The 16038-nt window shown below is 45.7% G+C and carries 10 protein-coding genes, 1 tRNA gene and 2 pseudogenes; 8 read left to right on the top strand and 5 right to left on the bottom strand.

The window, feature by feature from the left end; all coding sequences use genetic code 11:
- Positions 1–20 precede the first annotated feature (20 nt).
- Positions 21–836 carry a FecR family protein gene (locus tag DW830_RS00365; RefSeq protein WP_119248459.1) on the top strand — a complete coding sequence of 272 codons (816 nt, stop codon included), beginning with the start codon at positions 21–23 and terminating at the stop codon, positions 834–836.
- Positions 837–1002: 166 nt separating this feature from the next.
- Positions 1003–1806, top strand: coding sequence for a gluconate 5-dehydrogenase (locus tag DW830_RS00360; RefSeq protein WP_119248458.1), 804 nt, complete (start codon positions 1003–1005; stop codon positions 1804–1806).
- A 127-nt stretch (positions 1807–1933) separates the two neighbouring features.
- Here the strand turns inward: DW830_RS00360 and DW830_RS00355 are convergent, their stop codons facing one another.
- A complete protein-coding gene (locus tag DW830_RS00355) occupies positions 1934–2209 on the bottom strand; it encodes an HU family DNA-binding protein (protein ID WP_089545318.1) in 276 nt (91 codons plus the stop codon).
- Between the two features lie 227 nt (positions 2210–2436).
- On the opposite strand from DW830_RS00355, the gene DW830_RS00350 reads away from it, so the two are divergent.
- The 3 genes from DW830_RS00350 to secDF all read left to right on the top strand — a co-directional run bounded on the left by DW830_RS00350 (position 2437) and on the right by secDF (position 7647).
- Entirely contained in the window at positions 2437–3411 is a 975-nt protein-coding gene (locus DW830_RS00350; RefSeq protein ID WP_119248457.1) for a rhomboid family intramembrane serine protease, read from the top strand.
- Between the two features lie 4 nt (positions 3412–3415).
- Positions 3416–4513, top strand: coding sequence for an endonuclease/exonuclease/phosphatase family protein (locus DW830_RS00345; protein ID WP_119248456.1), 1098 nt, complete (start codon positions 3416–3418; stop codon positions 4511–4513).
- Between the two features lie 110 nt (positions 4514–4623).
- Positions 4624–7647: a protein translocase subunit SecDF gene (secDF, locus tag DW830_RS00340; protein ID WP_119248455.1), complete on the top strand. Its 3024-nt coding sequence runs from the start codon at positions 4624–4626 to the stop codon at positions 7645–7647.
- A 129-nt stretch (positions 7648–7776) separates the two neighbouring features.
- Here the strand turns inward: secDF and DW830_RS00335 are convergent.
- A tRNA-Arg gene (locus DW830_RS00335) sits at positions 7777–7848 on the bottom strand.
- Positions 7849–7904: 56 nt separating this feature from the next.
- On the opposite strand from DW830_RS00335, the pseudogene DW830_RS00330 reads away from it, so the two are divergent.
- From DW830_RS00330 to DW830_RS00320, 3 genes and pseudogenes are all read left to right on the top strand, one after another.
- Positions 7905–8860 (top strand): annotated as a pseudogene (locus DW830_RS00330) (endonuclease/exonuclease/phosphatase family protein).
- Positions 8861–8989: 129 nt separating this feature from the next.
- Entirely contained in the window at positions 8990–9847 is an 858-nt protein-coding gene (locus tag DW830_RS00325) for an enoyl-ACP reductase (protein ID WP_119248454.1), read from the top strand.
- Positions 9848–10241: 394 nt separating this feature from the next.
- Positions 10242–10973, top strand: coding sequence for a porin family protein (locus tag DW830_RS00320; RefSeq protein ID WP_158573401.1), 732 nt, complete (start codon positions 10242–10244; stop codon positions 10971–10973).
- Positions 10974–11059: 86 nt separating this feature from the next.
- Here DW830_RS00320 and metG read toward each other — a convergent pair.
- The 3 genes and pseudogenes from metG to DW830_RS00305 all read right to left on the bottom strand — a co-directional run bounded on the left by metG (position 11060) and on the right by DW830_RS00305 (position 16035).
- Positions 11060–13125 (bottom strand): annotated as a pseudogene (gene metG / locus DW830_RS00315) (methionine--tRNA ligase).
- 318 nt (positions 13126–13443) lie between these two features.
- On the bottom strand, positions 13444–14994 hold the full coding sequence (locus tag DW830_RS00310; protein ID WP_119248452.1) for a YifB family Mg chelatase-like AAA ATPase: 1551 nt from the start codon (positions 14992–14994) through the stop codon (positions 13444–13446).
- A 33-nt stretch (positions 14995–15027) separates the two neighbouring features.
- Positions 15028–16035 carry a DUF4369 domain-containing protein gene (locus tag DW830_RS00305; RefSeq protein WP_119248451.1) on the bottom strand — a complete coding sequence of 336 codons (1008 nt, stop codon included), beginning with the start codon at positions 16033–16035 and terminating at the stop codon, positions 15028–15030.
- Positions 16036–16038 lie beyond the last annotated feature (3 nt).

Raw genomic sequence — 16038 nt, 5'->3', positions numbered from 1 at the left:
TAAACGAAGAAAGGGATTCTATGATGAAGATCAACAAGAACGAACAGGAATTTGTGCTGAAGTATTTTCAGCCGGGTAAACTGGATACCAGGAAGGCTTTGCAGAAAGTGAAGGCTCGGGTTGGCATCGCTGACGAAGAGGTTTCGCATGCTGCAACTGTTTCTTTACGCATGCGTCGCATCCGCAGGATAGCTGTGGCAGCATCTATTCTGGTGCTCTTCACCATAGGAGTCTATACGCTTTTGCAGCCAAAGACGGTGACGCTTTCTGCCGAATCAGAAGTAGTGGCGTATCATCTGCCTGATGGAACGAAGGTGTCATTGATGCCTCATTCTTCTCTTTCCTATCAGGAAGATGATTGCAGAAAGGTGGAGATGAAGGGCTGCATCTATTATCAGGTGAAGCATAATGAACAGCATCCTTTCGATGTGGTAGGAGAGCATGGACACGTAAGAGTGCTCGGTACCCAGTTTATGGTGGATGAAAGAACGGATACTCCCGAAGTGATGGTAACTGGCGGAAAAGTACTTTTCACGGCTCGCCATTCTGCTGAAGGCGTTTTCCTGACCAAGGGCAAACGAGCCCGTTTACTGAAAGGTGCTGCCCAGCCTGAGTTGTTGGCAGATTATGATATCAACGATGTGGCATGGGCTACGCATCGTCTGCATTTCGACAATACTCCATTATCCGAAGTATTGGAGGAACTATCTAAATTGTCAGGCACCAGATATATGGCTTCTGATGAAAGCAAACGTCTGACGGGTGATTTTGAAACAGATTCCATCCCGCAGGTCATCCAGGTAATAGAAGAAACATTGGGTGTTCAGATACGATAAGGGTATGAATATAACATCGTAAAAAGGGACAAACTTAGGAAAAGTAGTCAATAAAATGAGAAAATAAGTAAAAAGGTCGCATCTTTCGTATTGATTAAGAGCTAGATTCAAAAATATTTTGTATCTTTGCCCTCGTAACAAATCAAACAACAGAAAATATAGAAGTATGGACTTTAACAAACTATTCTCATTGGAGGGTAAGGTTGCCCTCGTGACAGGTGCCGCATACGGTATCGGTTTCGCTATTGCTGAGGCTTATGCCAAGGCGGGTGCTAAAATTGCTTTCAACTGCCGTAGCCAGCATCACATGGATCAGGCTCTTGCTGATTATAAGGCTAAGGGTATTGATGCCAAGGGTTATATCTGTGATGTAACTGATGAGGAGCAGGTGAAGAATATGGTTGCTGACATCGAGAAGGAACTTGGCATAATCGATATTCTGGTTAACAACGCAGGTATCATCAAGCGCATTCCTATGACTGAAATGTCTGTAGATGACTTCAAGCAGGTGATCGACATCGACCTCACAGCACCATTCATCGTATCAAAGGCAGTTATCCCAGGTATGATCAAGAAGGGTCATGGTAAGATTATCAACATCTGTTCAATGATGAGCGAGTTGGGCCGTGAGACAGTTTCTGCATACGCTGCAGCCAAGGGTGGCTTGAAGATGTTGACACGTAATATCTGCTCTGAGTATGGTGAGTACAACATCCAGTGTAACGGCTTGGGTCCTGGTTATATCGCAACTCCACAGACTGCACCTCTTCGTGAGCGTCAGGCAGATGGTAGCCGTCATCCATTCGACAGCTTTATCTGTGCAAAGACTCCAGCAGGTCGTTGGTTGGATCCAGAGGAGTTGGAAGGCCCAGCTGTGTTCCTGGCTTCTGAAGCATCTAATGCAGTAAATGGTCACATCCTTTATGTAGATGGTGGTATCCTGGCTTACATTGGCAAGCAGCCAAAATAAGGAAAACTGCAACGAAATAAGATAAAAAGCCCATTCCTGCACTTGTCGGGGATGGGCTTTTGCTTGTTATACAATAAAAGGGCATCCCTCTCGGAAAGCCCTTTTACGTCGAAAATAATCTTAACAATTATTTGTTGAGTGCATCAGCGAGCTCAGCGCCAGCCTTAAACTTAGCCACCTTCTTAGCTGCAATCTGGATCTTCTCCTTGGTTGCTGGGTTGATACCCTCGCGAGCAGGACGCTCGTTTACGCTGAAGGTGCCGAAGCCTACCAACTGGATTTTGTCACCTGCGATGAGAGCCTCCTTCAACGCATTAGTAGTTGCGTCGAGAGCAGCCTTAGCCTGTGCCTTTGTAATCTCTGCACCTGCTGCAATCTTGTCGATCAATTCTGTCTTGTTCATAATTATACGTTATTAAATGATTAGTAATTTCTATCAATTATCGATTTTGCTTACAAATATAGTCTTTTCCTTTGAAAGTTCAAATAAAAAAAGCAGAAAAGTGATGAAAATAGTGAAATTTTATTGTAATCTACTCGTTTTTTGGTGATTTCACGGATATTTTTAGTAATTTTGCCACCAAATTTCAAATTTTAATAAGATAATTAATAGTTAAGGCAAAAATAGTTATGCGCAATATTCCAATAGTTACAAAGAATCTGCTGATAGTGAATGTGGTGGCCTTTCTGGCCTGCCTGGTCATGGGAAAGAACGGAACCGATGGGTATGTTCTCAATGATATCTTGGGACTTCATTTCTTCATGGCTTCCGATTTTCATATTTATCAGTTGTTTACGTATATGTTCATGCATGGTGGTTTCGAGCATATTCTCTTCAATATGTTCGCCCTTTGGATGTTCGGATGTGTCGTAGAGAGAGTCTGGGGACCGAAGAAGTTCCTTTTTTATTACATAGCCTGCGGCGTAGGTGCCGGCCTCTTTCAGGAAGCTGCTCAGTATGTTACCTATATCGTCAAGGATATGTCTGCCTATGAGTTTGTAGTAAGTGGTGAGGGCGCCCGTATGGCTATGGGCGATTATCTCAACATGTGGACTACCGTAGGTGCATCGGGTGCCATCTATGCCATCCTGCTTGCATTCGGAATGATTTATCCTAATGAGCGAATATTCATCTTCCCGTTGCCTGTACCTATCAAGGCGAAGTATTTCGTGATTGGCTATGCTGCCATTGAGCTCTTCTCTGCCTTGGCTACCCGTGGCGATGGTGTGGCACATATTGCCCATCTCGGTGGTATGGTATTCGGTTTCTTCATGATCCGTTACTGGCGTAAGCAGATGGGGGGCGGCTATCATAACTCTTCTGCTGCCGATTCTTTCGATAAGTTGCGTAATATGTTTGGGGGAAGAAACAAGCAGTCCAAGCAGCGTTTCGATTATACCCGCAATGAGAACTATACCCGCAACGATAATTATAGCCGTAATGATACCTATACCACAGATTTCCAGCGTACAGATGAAGCCGAAGAGCGCAAGAAGGCTGCACAGAAGGAGATTGACCGTATCTTGGATAAGATACGCAAGAGTGGTTATGACAGTCTGACCCGAGAAGAGAAACAGACCCTTTTTGACCAGAGTAACAGATAGCGTCATGTTGAATGGATTAAGGGATTTTACGGTCAAGATGGTGGCAGGAGCCAATGTGGCTACTGTCGCCTTTATGTTATTGGTGGGATATTCCGATCTGCTGAATCCGGAACGTTTTCCCGCTTTCTGCAATGCAGGACTGCTCTTTCCGGTCTTTCTTTTCCTCAATCTTGGCTTTCTGATATTCTGGGTCGTCTTCCGTGCCAGATATGTTCTTATTCCATTGTTGGGCTTTCTGGTCTGCTTCGTACCTGTCCGCCAGTATATGCCGGTCAATATGAAGGGAGATGCTCCGAAGGGAAGCATCAAGGTTCTGTCGTACAATACCTGGGGATTCGGAAATCAAACGGAAGATGAGGATGGAGTGAATATATGCTTGTCTTATTTGTTGGAACAGAATGCTGATATCGTCTGCCTGCAGGAAGCGCAGCCTACCTGCAGGAATGCAGAGCAGATAGACAGTATGCTGAAGCCGATTTATGCTTATCAGGACGTTACGGTTCATCCCCATGGCGGAAACGCCTTGATGCTGCTGAGTAAATATCCTATCCTTTCCAAGGAACTGATTCCCTATGAATCGCAGGGAAATATGAGTGTGGCTTACCGTTTGAACATCAATGGAAAGCCGGTTCTGCTTATCAATAATCATCTGGAGACAACGGGCTTGAGTAAGGAAGACCGGCAGCAGTTCAAGAAACTGGTCGTAGGAAAACTGCAGGTGGATACTGCCGAGCAGACCTCCAAGCTCCTGGTGGTGAAGTTGGCAGAGGCAACGAAGAAGCGTGCGCCCCAAGCCGAAGCGGTGGCGAAATACATCCGGGAGCATCGGGGGATGAGTACAATCCTTTGCGGTGACTTCAATGACGGACCGATTTCTTACGTGCATCGCACGATAGCTAAGAATCTGGTAGATTGCTATGTAGAAAGTGGAAACGGACCGGGAATCAGCTATCATCGTGGTGGATTTTTCGTACGGATAGACAATATCATGTGTTCAGAGGATTGGGAGCCTTATGAGTGCAAAGTAGATGATAAAATAGCGGTTTCAGACCATTATCCTATCATCTGTAAGCTAAAAAAACGCCCAAAAAAGCAAAAATAAGGCAATTTATTCTTATATAAGAAAAAAAATGCGTATTTTTGCACGTCATTATATATGTAATGATGAATTATAAAGCTGAAAATAAATAAATTAATAACAATAAAATAGAAATGCAAAACAAAGGAATTGTAATTTGTGTAGCCGTCTTACTGACTCTCGCAAGTATCTTCTATTTGTCATTCTCGTTTGCCACACGTTACTATGACAGCGAGGCTGCAAAGATCAAAGACCCTATTGCTCAGCAGGATTATAAGGATTCTGTAAAGTACCTGGGTGTTTATTCTTACCAGAACTGCTTGGAGACCCAGATTGGTCTTGGACTTGACCTGAAGGGCGGTATGAATGTAATTCTTGAGATTTCTGTACCTGATGTAATTGAAAACCTTGCCGATCACAAGACCGACGCTGGTTTTACCAATGCCATGAAGGAAGCCAGAGCTCAGGAAGAAGCTAACGGTGGTGACTTCGTGTCACTTTTCATTAACGCTTATCACAAGAGCGCACCTGGTCATAAACTCGCAGAGGTATTTGCTACCCAGCAGTTGCAGGGCAAGGTTTCTCCTCAGAGCAGCGATGCAGAGGTAGAGAAGGCTATCCGCGCTTCTGTACAGGATGCTATCGACAACTCTTTCAACGTTGTCCGCACCCGTATCGATAAGTTCGGTGTTGTACAGCCTAACATCCAGAAGTTGGAAGGTCAGCAGGGCCGTATCATGGTAGAAATGCCTGGTATCAGCCAGCCAGAGCGTATGCGTAAGATGCTTCAGGGTAGTGCGAACCTTGAGTTCTGGGAGACATATAACTCTGAGGAAATCGCTCCTTATCTCCAGCAGCTCGACACTCGTATTGCCAATGGCGATAACGGTGAGGAGAAGAATGATACCGTAGCAGCTGATTCTGCTGCTGCCAAGAAGGAGGTTGCCAAGGCTGAGCCTAAGAAGGCTGAGGCTAAGTTCTCTATCAAGAAGAAGGACGATGCTGCTGCCAAGGTAGGCGAGGATGCTCAGAATGCTGCTGCCATCAAGGCTCACCCACTGTTGGCTCGCTTGCAGCTTGGTGGTGGTTTGAGTACTGTTGGTTACGCCAGCGTTCGCGATACTGCTGCTATCAACAAGATTATCTATTCTGCAGTGGCTAAGCGCCTGTTGCCTTCAGACTTGCGTTTGCTCTGGAGTGCACAGCCTGCTGACAATATCAAGATGAAGAACATCTATGAGCTTCACGCTTTGAAGGTGACAACTACTACAGGTCGTGCTCCATTGGAGGGTGATGTTATCACAGATGCTAAGGATGAGTTCGACCAGATGGGTTCTCCTGTTGTAAGCATGAAGATGAATACAGAGGGTGCCCGCAAGTGGGCTCAGATGACCAAGGCTAACGTGGGCAAGGCTATTGCTATCGTTCTGGATGGTGTAGTTTACTCTGCTCCTCGTGTAAACGGTGAGATTGATGGTGGTAATTCTCAGATTTCTGGTAACTTCACTATCGAAATGACCAAGGACTTGGCTAATACATTGAAGTCTGGTCGTATGCCAGCTCCTGCACGTATCGTTCAGGAGGAGGTTGTAGGTCCTACTCTCGGTGCACAGTCTATCCAGATGGGTATCATCTCATTCGTTGTTGCTTTCGTACTCCTGATGGTTTACATGGTGATGATGTACAACATCATTCCAGGTATGATGGCTAACCTGGCATTGCTCGTCAATGTATTCTTCACACTCGGTATTCTGACGTCATTCCAGGCAGCCTTGACATTGCCAGGTCTTGCCGGTATGGTCTTGTCTCTGGGTACTGCCGTGGATGCTAACGTGCTTATCTATGAGCGTATCAAGGAGGAGCTTCGCTCTGGCAAGGGTATGAAGCAGGCTGTAGCTGCCGGTTATGGTAATGCTTTCTCTGCTATCTTCGACTCTAATTTGACTTCATTGATTACAGGTGTCATCCTGTTGACTACCGGTACAGGTCCTATCCGTGGTTTCGCTACTACATGGATCATCGGTATCATCGTTTCATTCTTCACAGCCGTATTCTTGACTCGTCTGGTTTACGACTACAAGTTGAATCACGATAAGTGGATGCACTGCAAGTTTGATACTCCTGTTTCTCACAACCTGATGCAGGGTAAGAAGTACAAGTTCATGTCTATGTACAAGACTACCTTCACCGTAGCTATCGTTGCTGCTGTGGTATTCATCGGTAGTTTCTTTGTTCGTGGTCTGAGCAAGAGTATTGACTTCACTGGTGGTCGTAACTATGTAGTACAGTTCGAGAATCCTGTAGAGCCTGAGCAGATCCGTACCGTTCTTGGTGGTGCTTTCGTCAATGCAGATGGTACTAAGGCTACTACAAGTGCTATCGCTATCGGTACAGATGGTAAGACTATCCGTGTATCTACCAACTATATGATTGAGAGCAACAGTCCAACTGTTGACGATGAGGCTGAGACCATCCTCTACAATGCCTTGAAGAAGGCCAACCTGGTATCTCAGAAGAGTGTTGAGGCATTCAAGAACCCAGACGTTCGCCAGGGTGGTTCTATCATCAGTAGTACAAAGGTAGGTCCTTCTGTAGCTAAGGATATCACTATGGGTGCTATCTATAGTGTGCTCTTCGCTCTGATTGCCATCTTCCTCTACATTCTGATACGTTTCCGCAACGTTGCCTTCTCTGTAGGTTCTACTATTGCGTTGGCATTCGATGCCTTGACAGTAATCGGTTTCTACTCACTCATGTGGGGTCTCGTTCCATTCTCATTGGAGATCGACCAGACCTTCATCGGTGCTATCCTGACCGTGGTAGGTTACTCTATCAACGATAAGGTGGTAGTATTCGACCGTATCCGTGAGAACTTGAAGTTGCATCCTAAGGGAGATCGTCAGCAGATCTTCAATGCATCTATCAATGAGACATTGGCTCGTACCATCAATACATCTACATCTACATTGATCGTGTTGCTCTGTATCTTCATCCTCGGTGGTGACAGCATCCGTAGCTTCTCATTCGCAATGATTCTGGGTGTAGTATTCGGTACTTTGTCTTCTATCTTCATCGCATCTCCAATGGCATATATTGTTCTTGGCCGTAAGATCAAGGAGGAGCCAGCTGAAGAGACTGCTGTTGCAGAGGTTAAGTAAAACGTAAACAATAAGAGATTCTTCTGTTTCTGTCCGGTGAATGCCGGATGGAAATAGGGAATCATCAAGACTATAAAACGATAAAAGGTCGCTTCCTAGTTAAATAGGAGCGACCTTTTATCGTTTACGTGGTCCCACCGAGAATCGAACTCGGATCAAAGGTTTAGGAAACCTCCGTTCTATCCGTTAAACTATGGGACCTTCGAAAACTGACTGCAAAGATACATTAAAACATTGACAATACAAAATAAATGACTATGTTTTTAACACTCATCCTATCAAGTTTGCTCACTTTTGTGGAGTTAAACTGCGAAAATCTCTTTGATACACGGCATGATTCGCTTAAGAATGATGTCGAGTTCCTGCCTGAAGGTAGTTACAAGTGGACTCCTTATCGCTATTGGACCAAGCTGAATCACCTGGGGCAGGAGATAGTGGGGGTGGGGTATGAGGATGCTTCCGGAGATGTGCAGCTTCCCGATCTGGTAGCTCTCTGTGAGGTGGAAAACGACAGTGTTTTGTTTGACCTGACCAAGCGCTCTGTCATCCGGACGGCAGGTTATGAGTATGTGATGACCGATTCGCCCGATGAGCGAGGCATTGATGTAGCCTTGATGTATCAGCCGTTTTCTTTTTCATTGCTACGTTCCTGGTCTATTCGGGTGAAGCGTTTGCCGGATACCCGTCCTACGAGAGACATTCTCTATGTTTCGGGACGTGTCATTACGGGCGATACGCTGCATGTGTTGTGGTGCATGCACCTAGTAGAAGGGGAGGAGAGCGTGAATCCCGTCCTTACCGCCTGCATGTGGCGAGCCAGTTGGCAGAAGCTGTGGATTCCATTTATGCGCTTCAAAGTGGGGCAAAGATTATAGTGGCAGGAGATTTCAATGATTATCACGACTCTCCCGCACTGGAATATCTCTATCAGCACCACCTTGTTAATATATCTGCCGGGGCACGAGGTAGCCATGGGGCAAAGGCCACTTACCGGTGGCGGGGAGAATGGCGAAGTCTGGACCAGATATTGTGCAGTCCAAGCCTGACATCATCTAAGCAGGAGTGCAAGATAGGTGACCTTCCTTTCCTCTTGGAAGATGATGAGAAATATGGCGGTAAAAAACCATATCGCACCTACCTGGGTCCGAGGTATTTGGGAGGTTACAGCGATCATCTCCCATTAGTGGTCCGCATCCAGATAGATGATAAATAAGGCACGATTAACTTGACTTTTCGCAAAAAAGGAGTTGAATAATGCACTTTTTTGCGAAAAAGCTTGCATATATTGCACAAATTTCGTAATTTTGCGCACGATTTACAAACATATAGTATTAAGATAACAATGACTCACAATTTGTTAAAAGGCAAGCGTGGCATCATCTTCGGTGCACTCAATGAGGAATCAATCGCTTGGAAAGTAGCCGTTAAGGCTGCTGAAGAGGGTGCTACCATCGCACTCAGTAACACAGCTATGGCTTTGCGTATGGGTACGCTGGATAAGCTCGCTGAACAGATCAACGCTCCTATCATCGCAGCGGATGCGACCAGCGTTGAGGATTTGGAAAAGGTATTCACTGAGGCTCAGGAGAAGCTCGGTGGCAAGATTGACTTCGTGCTCCACTCTGTTGCTATGAGCCCTAATGTTCGTAAGCATCGTACATACGATGATCTCGACTACAATTTCTTGAATAAGACTTTGGATATTTCTGCTATCTCTTTCCACAAGATGTTGCAGGTAGCCAAGAAGTTGGATGCTATCAATGAGTGGGGTTCTGTAGTAGCTCTCTCTTACGTAGCTTCTCAGCGTACTTTCTTCGGTTACAACGATATGGCTGATGCCAAGAGCATGCTCGAGAGCATCGCACGCAGCTTCGGTTACATCTATGGTCGCGAGAAGCATGTCCGCATCAATACCATCTCTCAGAGCCCTACAGCTACAACTGCAGGTAAGGGTATCAAGGATATCGAGAACATGATGGACTTTGCTGACAAGATGTCTCCACTCGGAAATGCTGTAGCAGAGGATTGTGCTAACTATTGCGTGATGATGTTCTCTGACTTCACCCGCAAGGTAACTATGCAGAACCTCTTCCACGATGGTGGTTTCTCATCTATGGGTATGAGCCTCCGCGCCATGAACCAGTATGCTAAGGATATGACTCCTTACGAAGATGAGAATGGTAAGGTTATCTACGGATAATTGAAAAACAAGGAAAGGATGATGTTATATACGTCATCATAGCTTATAATAATAGGCAATACATGCTGATTCCTATAGGAAAAGCGGTGTATTGCCTATTCAGGGCAGCGCAATTTAATGCGTCTGCCCTGTACTTACTTTGCGCTATAAGAATACTTATCTTGCGCTGTTAGAATACACGTTTTACACAGTTCTTGCAGTATGATACATTAAAAAGCCCTATATCCGAGCAGGGATATAGAGCTTTACAATTTTCATTTATTAAAACGTATTATCTATAGAAATCTAACCTTATTCAGTATGGATGCAATATTCTTCGTGTTTTTGAGTTTATCTATATATAGAATTGAATTTATCTCTCTATATATAATAAGGTGTAATTCAAAAAATGAATATGATGAAAAAGAATATTGCTATCGTGATGATGCTGTTGCTTTCTGCTATGGGGGCAATGGCGCAAGGTGGGGAGAATCCTGTAGGTAAATTCTCGGTGATACCCCGAGTAGGTGTGGCTATCGCCAATCTGAGTGATAATTCTATCTATCTGGCAAAGGAAAACAACAGGGCGGTGAAATCCAAGAGTCAGGCGGGATTCCTGGGTGGACTTGACGTGGAGTATCGTGCCACAGATTACCTGGGTGTTTCTCTGGGTGCTTATTATGCCCGTCAGGGTGCCCGCTGGGGTGATTATGAGATGGCAGTAAATGGGGATACGGGAAATAATGGAATCAGGAAATATACGGGTGTGAAGAATCATCGCCTGAATCTTGACTATGTTCAGGTGCCTTTGATACTGAAGGCATACGTGGCTCCTCAGTTTGCCATTATGGCTGGTGCGCAGGTGGGCTTCTTATGCGGGGATGGCAAGATGCTGTCAGAAGAAACTGACTTGGAGAAGGATGATAAGACGGGTTCAACCCTTTACAAGGAAAGCCGGGATGTGGAAAGCACATACGCAGCCAAGAAGGTGAATGTGTCTATTCCTGTAGGTTTATCGTATGAGTATATGAATGTGATTCTGGATGCTCGCTATCATATAGGCTTGACCAAGGTGAATAAGGCTGATGCCGGAGATTCCAAGAATAAGGTATTCACCTTTACAGTAGGCTATCGGTTTGGTCTTTAGGTGATTATCTCACTTTTACTCCTTTTGCAGAAAAGAAAAAGCTCTATATCCTCAGTATTGAAGATATAGAGCTTATCTCGAAACGTTTATCCTACCTGGCTTCCTGGCTTTACCTGACCCAGGAGAGAGGTAACATTGAGTGAGCCATCGAAGTTAACGGCAGAGAGAATCATACCCTGACTCTCAATACCCATCATCTTGCGAGGAGCAAAGTTGGCAACGAAGAGTACATCCTTGCCGATCAGCTGCTCTGGCTCATAGTATGCAGCGATTCCTGAACAGATAGTACGCTCTACGCCTGAGCCATCATCGATGGTGAACTTCAGGAGTTTCTTAGACTTCTTCACCTTCTCGCAGTTCAGAATGTGACCTACGCGGATGTCGAGCTTTTCGAAATCATCGAAGCTAACCTCTGGCTTGATAGGGGCAGCCTTGTAAGAAGCTTCCTCGTTAGCCTTCTTGGTGTCAGCGAGCTTCTGGAGCTGCTTCTCAATCACCTCATCCTCAATCTTTTCGAAGAGCAATTCTGGTTCACCAAGCTGTGTACCAGGCTTGAGGAGCTCTGTGCTGCCAAGCTGAGTCCACTCGAGGTTGGCATATTGATCATCTTGCGGAGCTTCTCAGAAGAGAATGGCAGGAATGGCTCAAAGGCGATGGCAAGGTTGGCAACCAGCTGGAGGGAGATGTTCAAGATGGTTTCCACACGCTTAGGATCGGTCTTCCAAACCTTCCAAGGCTCGCACTCTGTGATGTATTTGTTACCGATACGTGCCAGGTTCATAGCCTCCTTCTGAGCCTCACGGAACTTGAATACATTGAGATACTGCTCAACCTTCTCCTTGACATCCTTGAATTCAGCGATAGCCTTCTGGTCAACCTCCTGCAATTCGCCGCAGGCAGGAACCACGCCGCCCCAGTACTTCTTGGTGAGCTGGAGAGCACGATTTACGAAGTTACCATAAACGGCAACCAACTCAGAGTTATTGCGCTCCTGAAAATCCTTCCAGGTAAAGTTGTTGTCCTTGGTCTCTGGAGCGTTGGCTGTCAATACATAGCGCAAGACGTCCTGCTTGCCAGGGAGATCTACGAGATACTCGTGCAACCATACTGCCCAGTTGCGGGATGTAGAAATCTTATCATCCTCAAGATTCAGGAACTCATTGGCTGGTACATTATCCGGCAGGATATAGTCGCCGTGAGCCTTCAGCATGGTAGGGAAGATGATGCAGTGGAACACGATGTTGTCTTTACCGATGAAGTGAACGAGACGTGTCTCTGGATCCTGCCACCACTTCTGCCATGTACCCCATTTCTCTGGCTGTGCATCGCAAAGTTCCTTGGTATTGGAGATGTAGCCGATTGGAGCATCAAACCAGACATAGAGAACCTTGCCTTCTGCTCCCTCTACAGGAACAGGAATACCCCAATCCAGGTCGCGGGTCATCGCACGAGGCTGCAGATCCATATCCAACCAGCTCTTGCACTGTCCGTAAACATTGGAACGCCACTCCTTGTGACCTTCCAGGATCCACTGCTTCAACCAGTCCTGATACTTGCCCAGTGGGAGATACCAGTTCTTGGTAGGCTTCTTGACGAGGCCATGACCAGGGTTGTTCTTATTGGTAGGGTTGATCAACTCTTCTGGAGAGAGGGTTGCACCACACTTCTCACACTGGTCACCGTATGCACCTTCTGCACCGCAGCGAGGGCAGGTACCCACGATGTTACGGTCGGTAAGGAACTCGCCGGTAACCTCATCGCAGAACTGCTCTTCTACTTTCTCTTCCAAAACGCCCTTATCGTAAAGAGTACGGAAGAAATCAGAAGCAAACTTATTGTGAACCTTAGAAGTTGTGCGGCTGTAAACATCAAAGGAGATGCCGAAATCCTCGAAGCTCTTCTTGATGAGGTTGTGATAGCGATCCACTACTTCCTGTACGGTAATGCCTTCCTTCTTGGCACGGATAGTAACAGGTACACCATGCTCGTCGCTACCGCCGATGAAAACAACGTCTTGCTTTTTAAGGCGAAGATAGCGTACGTAGATATCGGCTGGCACATAAACACCTGCCAGGTGGCCGATATGCACACCACCATTAGCGTAAGGCAATGCTGCCGTAACAGTGGTACGTTTGAAATTCTTTTGTTCCATATTAGCTAATATATTTTTGTTATTTGGGTGCAAAATTACAAAAAAATGTTGGAAATGCGGAATAATTAGGTGTCCTTTTTCTCCTTTATATATATAATAAGGTGTAATTTCTAAAGTTCAGATACTAAAAAAGGCTCTAGCTTTCCAGCCCGAGCCTTTTTGTGCTTGCCCTTCAGGCCTTTCTGATAAGGGTAGCACAATCATTATCATTTACTATTGTATTGAGTATTGCTGTTTTAATAATCAATCTTCTTACTGTGCAATAAAAAATACCCCTTCTTTGGACGATTTTCTTATATGTTTTGGCTGATAATTGTCTTAGAAGTGTCCTCTTTCTGCCCAATCTCCCCTATCTAGTGTCCGATATCCGATAGCTTCTGCCAGGTGTTGAGGTTCTATCTGCTGGCTTCCGGCAAGGTCGGCAATGGTGCGGGCAACTTTTAAGATACGGTTGTATGCACGTGCAGAAAGGGATAGCTTCTCCATCGCCATTCTGAGGAGATTGATTCCTTCCTCCGTTGGTTCCGCAAATTGGTGAATCATACGCTCCGTCATCTGGGCATTACAATGTATTCCCTTGAAATCCTTGAATCTTTCTGCCTGAATCTCTCGGGCTCTGATTACTCTTTCTCTGATTTTGGCACTTGGCTCTCCTGGGGCTGCCTTAGAAATGTCCTTGAAAGGTACTGGACTGATTTCGCACTGGATATCGATACGGTCGAGTAGCGGACCGGAAATCTTGTTCATGTATCTTTGGATCTGACCTGGTGTGCAGACACAGCGGTGGGTAGGGTCGCCATAGTAACCGCAAGGACATGGGTTCATGCTTGCTACAAACATGAAGGAGCAAGGATAATCGATGGTGTATTTTGCTCTGCTGATGTTGATGTGGCGATCTTCCAGAGGCTGACGCAAAACTTCCAGGGTGGTTTTGTTGAACTCTGGCAATTCGTCACAGAAGAGCACGCCATTATGGGCAAGAGATATTTCGCCGGGTTGTGGAGAAGTTCCTCCGCCTACCAATGCTACTTGCGAGATGGTATGGTGAGGCGCTCTGAAAGGGCGCTGGGCTATGAGGGATACGTTCTTGGCTAATTTGCCTGCTATAGAATGTATCTGGGTAGTTTCCAGGCTTTCTGAGAGAGTAAGGGGTGGAAGTATGGATGGGAGTCGTTTTGCCATCATGGATTTTCCCGAGCCGGGAGGACCTACCATGATGAGATTGTGACCGCCGGCAGCGGCTACTTCCAAAGCACGCTTTACGTTTTCCTGGCCCTTTACATCTGCGTAGTCGTAGTCACAATGAACCTGGTTCTCGTAAAACTCCTTGCGGGTGTCCACAATGGTTGGGGTAGGAGATGATTTGTCGCCAAGAAACTGAATAACATCAAAGAGGTTTTTCATTCCATAAACCTCCAGATTGTTCACAACGGCAGCTTCCCGTGCGTTCTGTTCTGGTACAATCAGACCTTTGTAGTGTTCTGACCTTGCCCTGATGGCGATAGGTAGAGCTCCCTTGATAGGCTGCAATGTGCCGTCAAGGCTCAATTCGCCCACCATCATATATTCTTTGAGATGATTTTCAGGGATGTTGCCATTGGCGCCTAAAATGCCGATGGCTAGAGGAAGGTCGAAACTGCTGCCCTCCTTGCGCAGATTGGCGGGGGCCAGGTTAATAGTAATGTCGGCTATTGGAAATTTATAGCCGCTATACTGCATGGCTGCTGCGATGCGGTTACGGCTTTCCCTCACCGCCTCGTCGCCTAAGCCCGTAAGGTGATACATTACGCCTGTGTTGAGGCTGACTTCTACAGTTACAGTCGTGACTTCCAGTCCGTTGACTGCTGCACAATAGGTTTTTACTAACATAAGCTCTTTTTTAGAAGGTTAGAGCTCGCGGTATTATCTCAGCAGTTGGTCTAGTTTATTGTATAGATCTTGCTTGTTAAGGCCTCGGGCTGTTATTTTTCCGTTTTGAAGTATGATGTTGTCGGGCATCGAAGTGAGTCCCAACTTCTTCAAAGTCTTGTCTTCCAGCATTTCTCCATTGCATACTACAGCCGAGTTGATAGAGTCGCGCTTCATATTTTCCTGGCAGCTGCTCTTGCTTGCATCCAGGCAGAAGCCTATCAGCTTGAGTTTGCCTTGTGATGAGCGCTGGCGCTTCTTCAACTCTCTCTGTATGTCCTGACTATCATAATTGAATGTAGCCCAGGTGTAGATGACAGCGACAGGTGAACTGATCAGTTCTGTACTGGAGATGAGCTTTCCTTTAGTGTCGTATGAAGTGAAAGTTGGTAATTTGGCACCAACTCCTGCATCTTTCATAGCTGAAATCTGCTGCTTCAGTTTGCCTACCTGAATATTCTTTGGCTGTTCTTTCTCCAACAGAGTAAGGAGAGAGAGAGCTTTTTTGTAATCTGGTTGAGGTGTGGCAATGAAGTATTTCTTGATGAGAAAGAGGCTTACTACCGACTTTGTATTGTCTTCTATGAAGAGTTCAGCCTGTTTCTTTTCCTGTGGAGGAGTATTGCCAAGAATCGATTTGCGGAATTTGGTCATCAATTCATTGTTCTTGGTACCCTTTACCTCCATTTCCTTCAAGTGGGAAGCATCGCCTTTCAGCTCCACTGATTCTCCTGATTCAGCGAAGATAGGTTGCTCAGAGAAATTTGGGAAAACGATCATCAGCGTACAATCGTCATTGCAGGGCATCTCGTATGTGAATCTACCGCCTACAACTTTGATGGTATCCACGCCTTCTATGCCGCCATCTGTGCTATAAACATAAAATTCACCTTGATTCATGTTTAAAAATTTGCCCTCAAGTTTAAAGTGACCACTACTGACACCACATGATGTTAGTAAAATCGATGAAATAAGAAATATGATGTATGCAAATTTTTTCATAAG

It is taken from the genome of Prevotella sp. AM34-19LB (assembly GCF_003468525.1).
Lineage (GTDB): Bacteria > Bacteroidota > Bacteroidia > Bacteroidales > Bacteroidaceae > Prevotella.
Note: the sequence above shows the minus strand (reverse complement) of the source record. Positions and strands in the feature narration are given on the sequence as shown.

Excerpts from the sequence above, each read along its gene's own strand:
- DW830_RS00365 (WP_119248459.1), top strand. The coding sequence starts at position 21 with ATGATGAAGATCAACAAGAACGAACAGGAATTTGTGCTGAAGTATTTT.
- DW830_RS00360 (WP_119248458.1), top strand. The coding sequence starts at position 1,003 with ATGGACTTTAACAAACTATTCTCATTGGAGGGTAAGGTTGCCCTCGTG.
- DW830_RS00355 (WP_089545318.1), bottom strand. The coding sequence starts at position 2,209 with ATGAACAAGACAGAATTGATCGACAAGATTGCAGCAGGTGCAGAGATT.
- DW830_RS00350 (WP_119248457.1), top strand. The coding sequence starts at position 2,437 with ATGCGCAATATTCCAATAGTTACAAAGAATCTGCTGATAGTGAATGTG.
- DW830_RS00345 (WP_119248456.1), top strand. The coding sequence starts at position 3,416 with ATGTTGAATGGATTAAGGGATTTTACGGTCAAGATGGTGGCAGGAGCC.
- secDF (WP_119248455.1), top strand. The coding sequence starts at position 4,624 with ATGCAAAACAAAGGAATTGTAATTTGTGTAGCCGTCTTACTGACTCTC.
- DW830_RS00325 (WP_119248454.1), top strand. The coding sequence starts at position 8,990 with ATGACTCACAATTTGTTAAAAGGCAAGCGTGGCATCATCTTCGGTGCA.
- DW830_RS00320 (WP_158573401.1), top strand. The coding sequence starts at position 10,242 with ATGATGAAAAAGAATATTGCTATCGTGATGATGCTGTTGCTTTCTGCT.
- DW830_RS00310 (WP_119248452.1), bottom strand. The coding sequence starts at position 14,994 with ATGTTAGTAAAAACCTATTGTGCAGCAGTCAACGGACTGGAAGTCACG.
- DW830_RS00305 (WP_119248451.1), bottom strand. The coding sequence starts at position 16,035 with ATGAAAAAATTTGCATACATCATATTTCTTATTTCATCGATTTTACTA.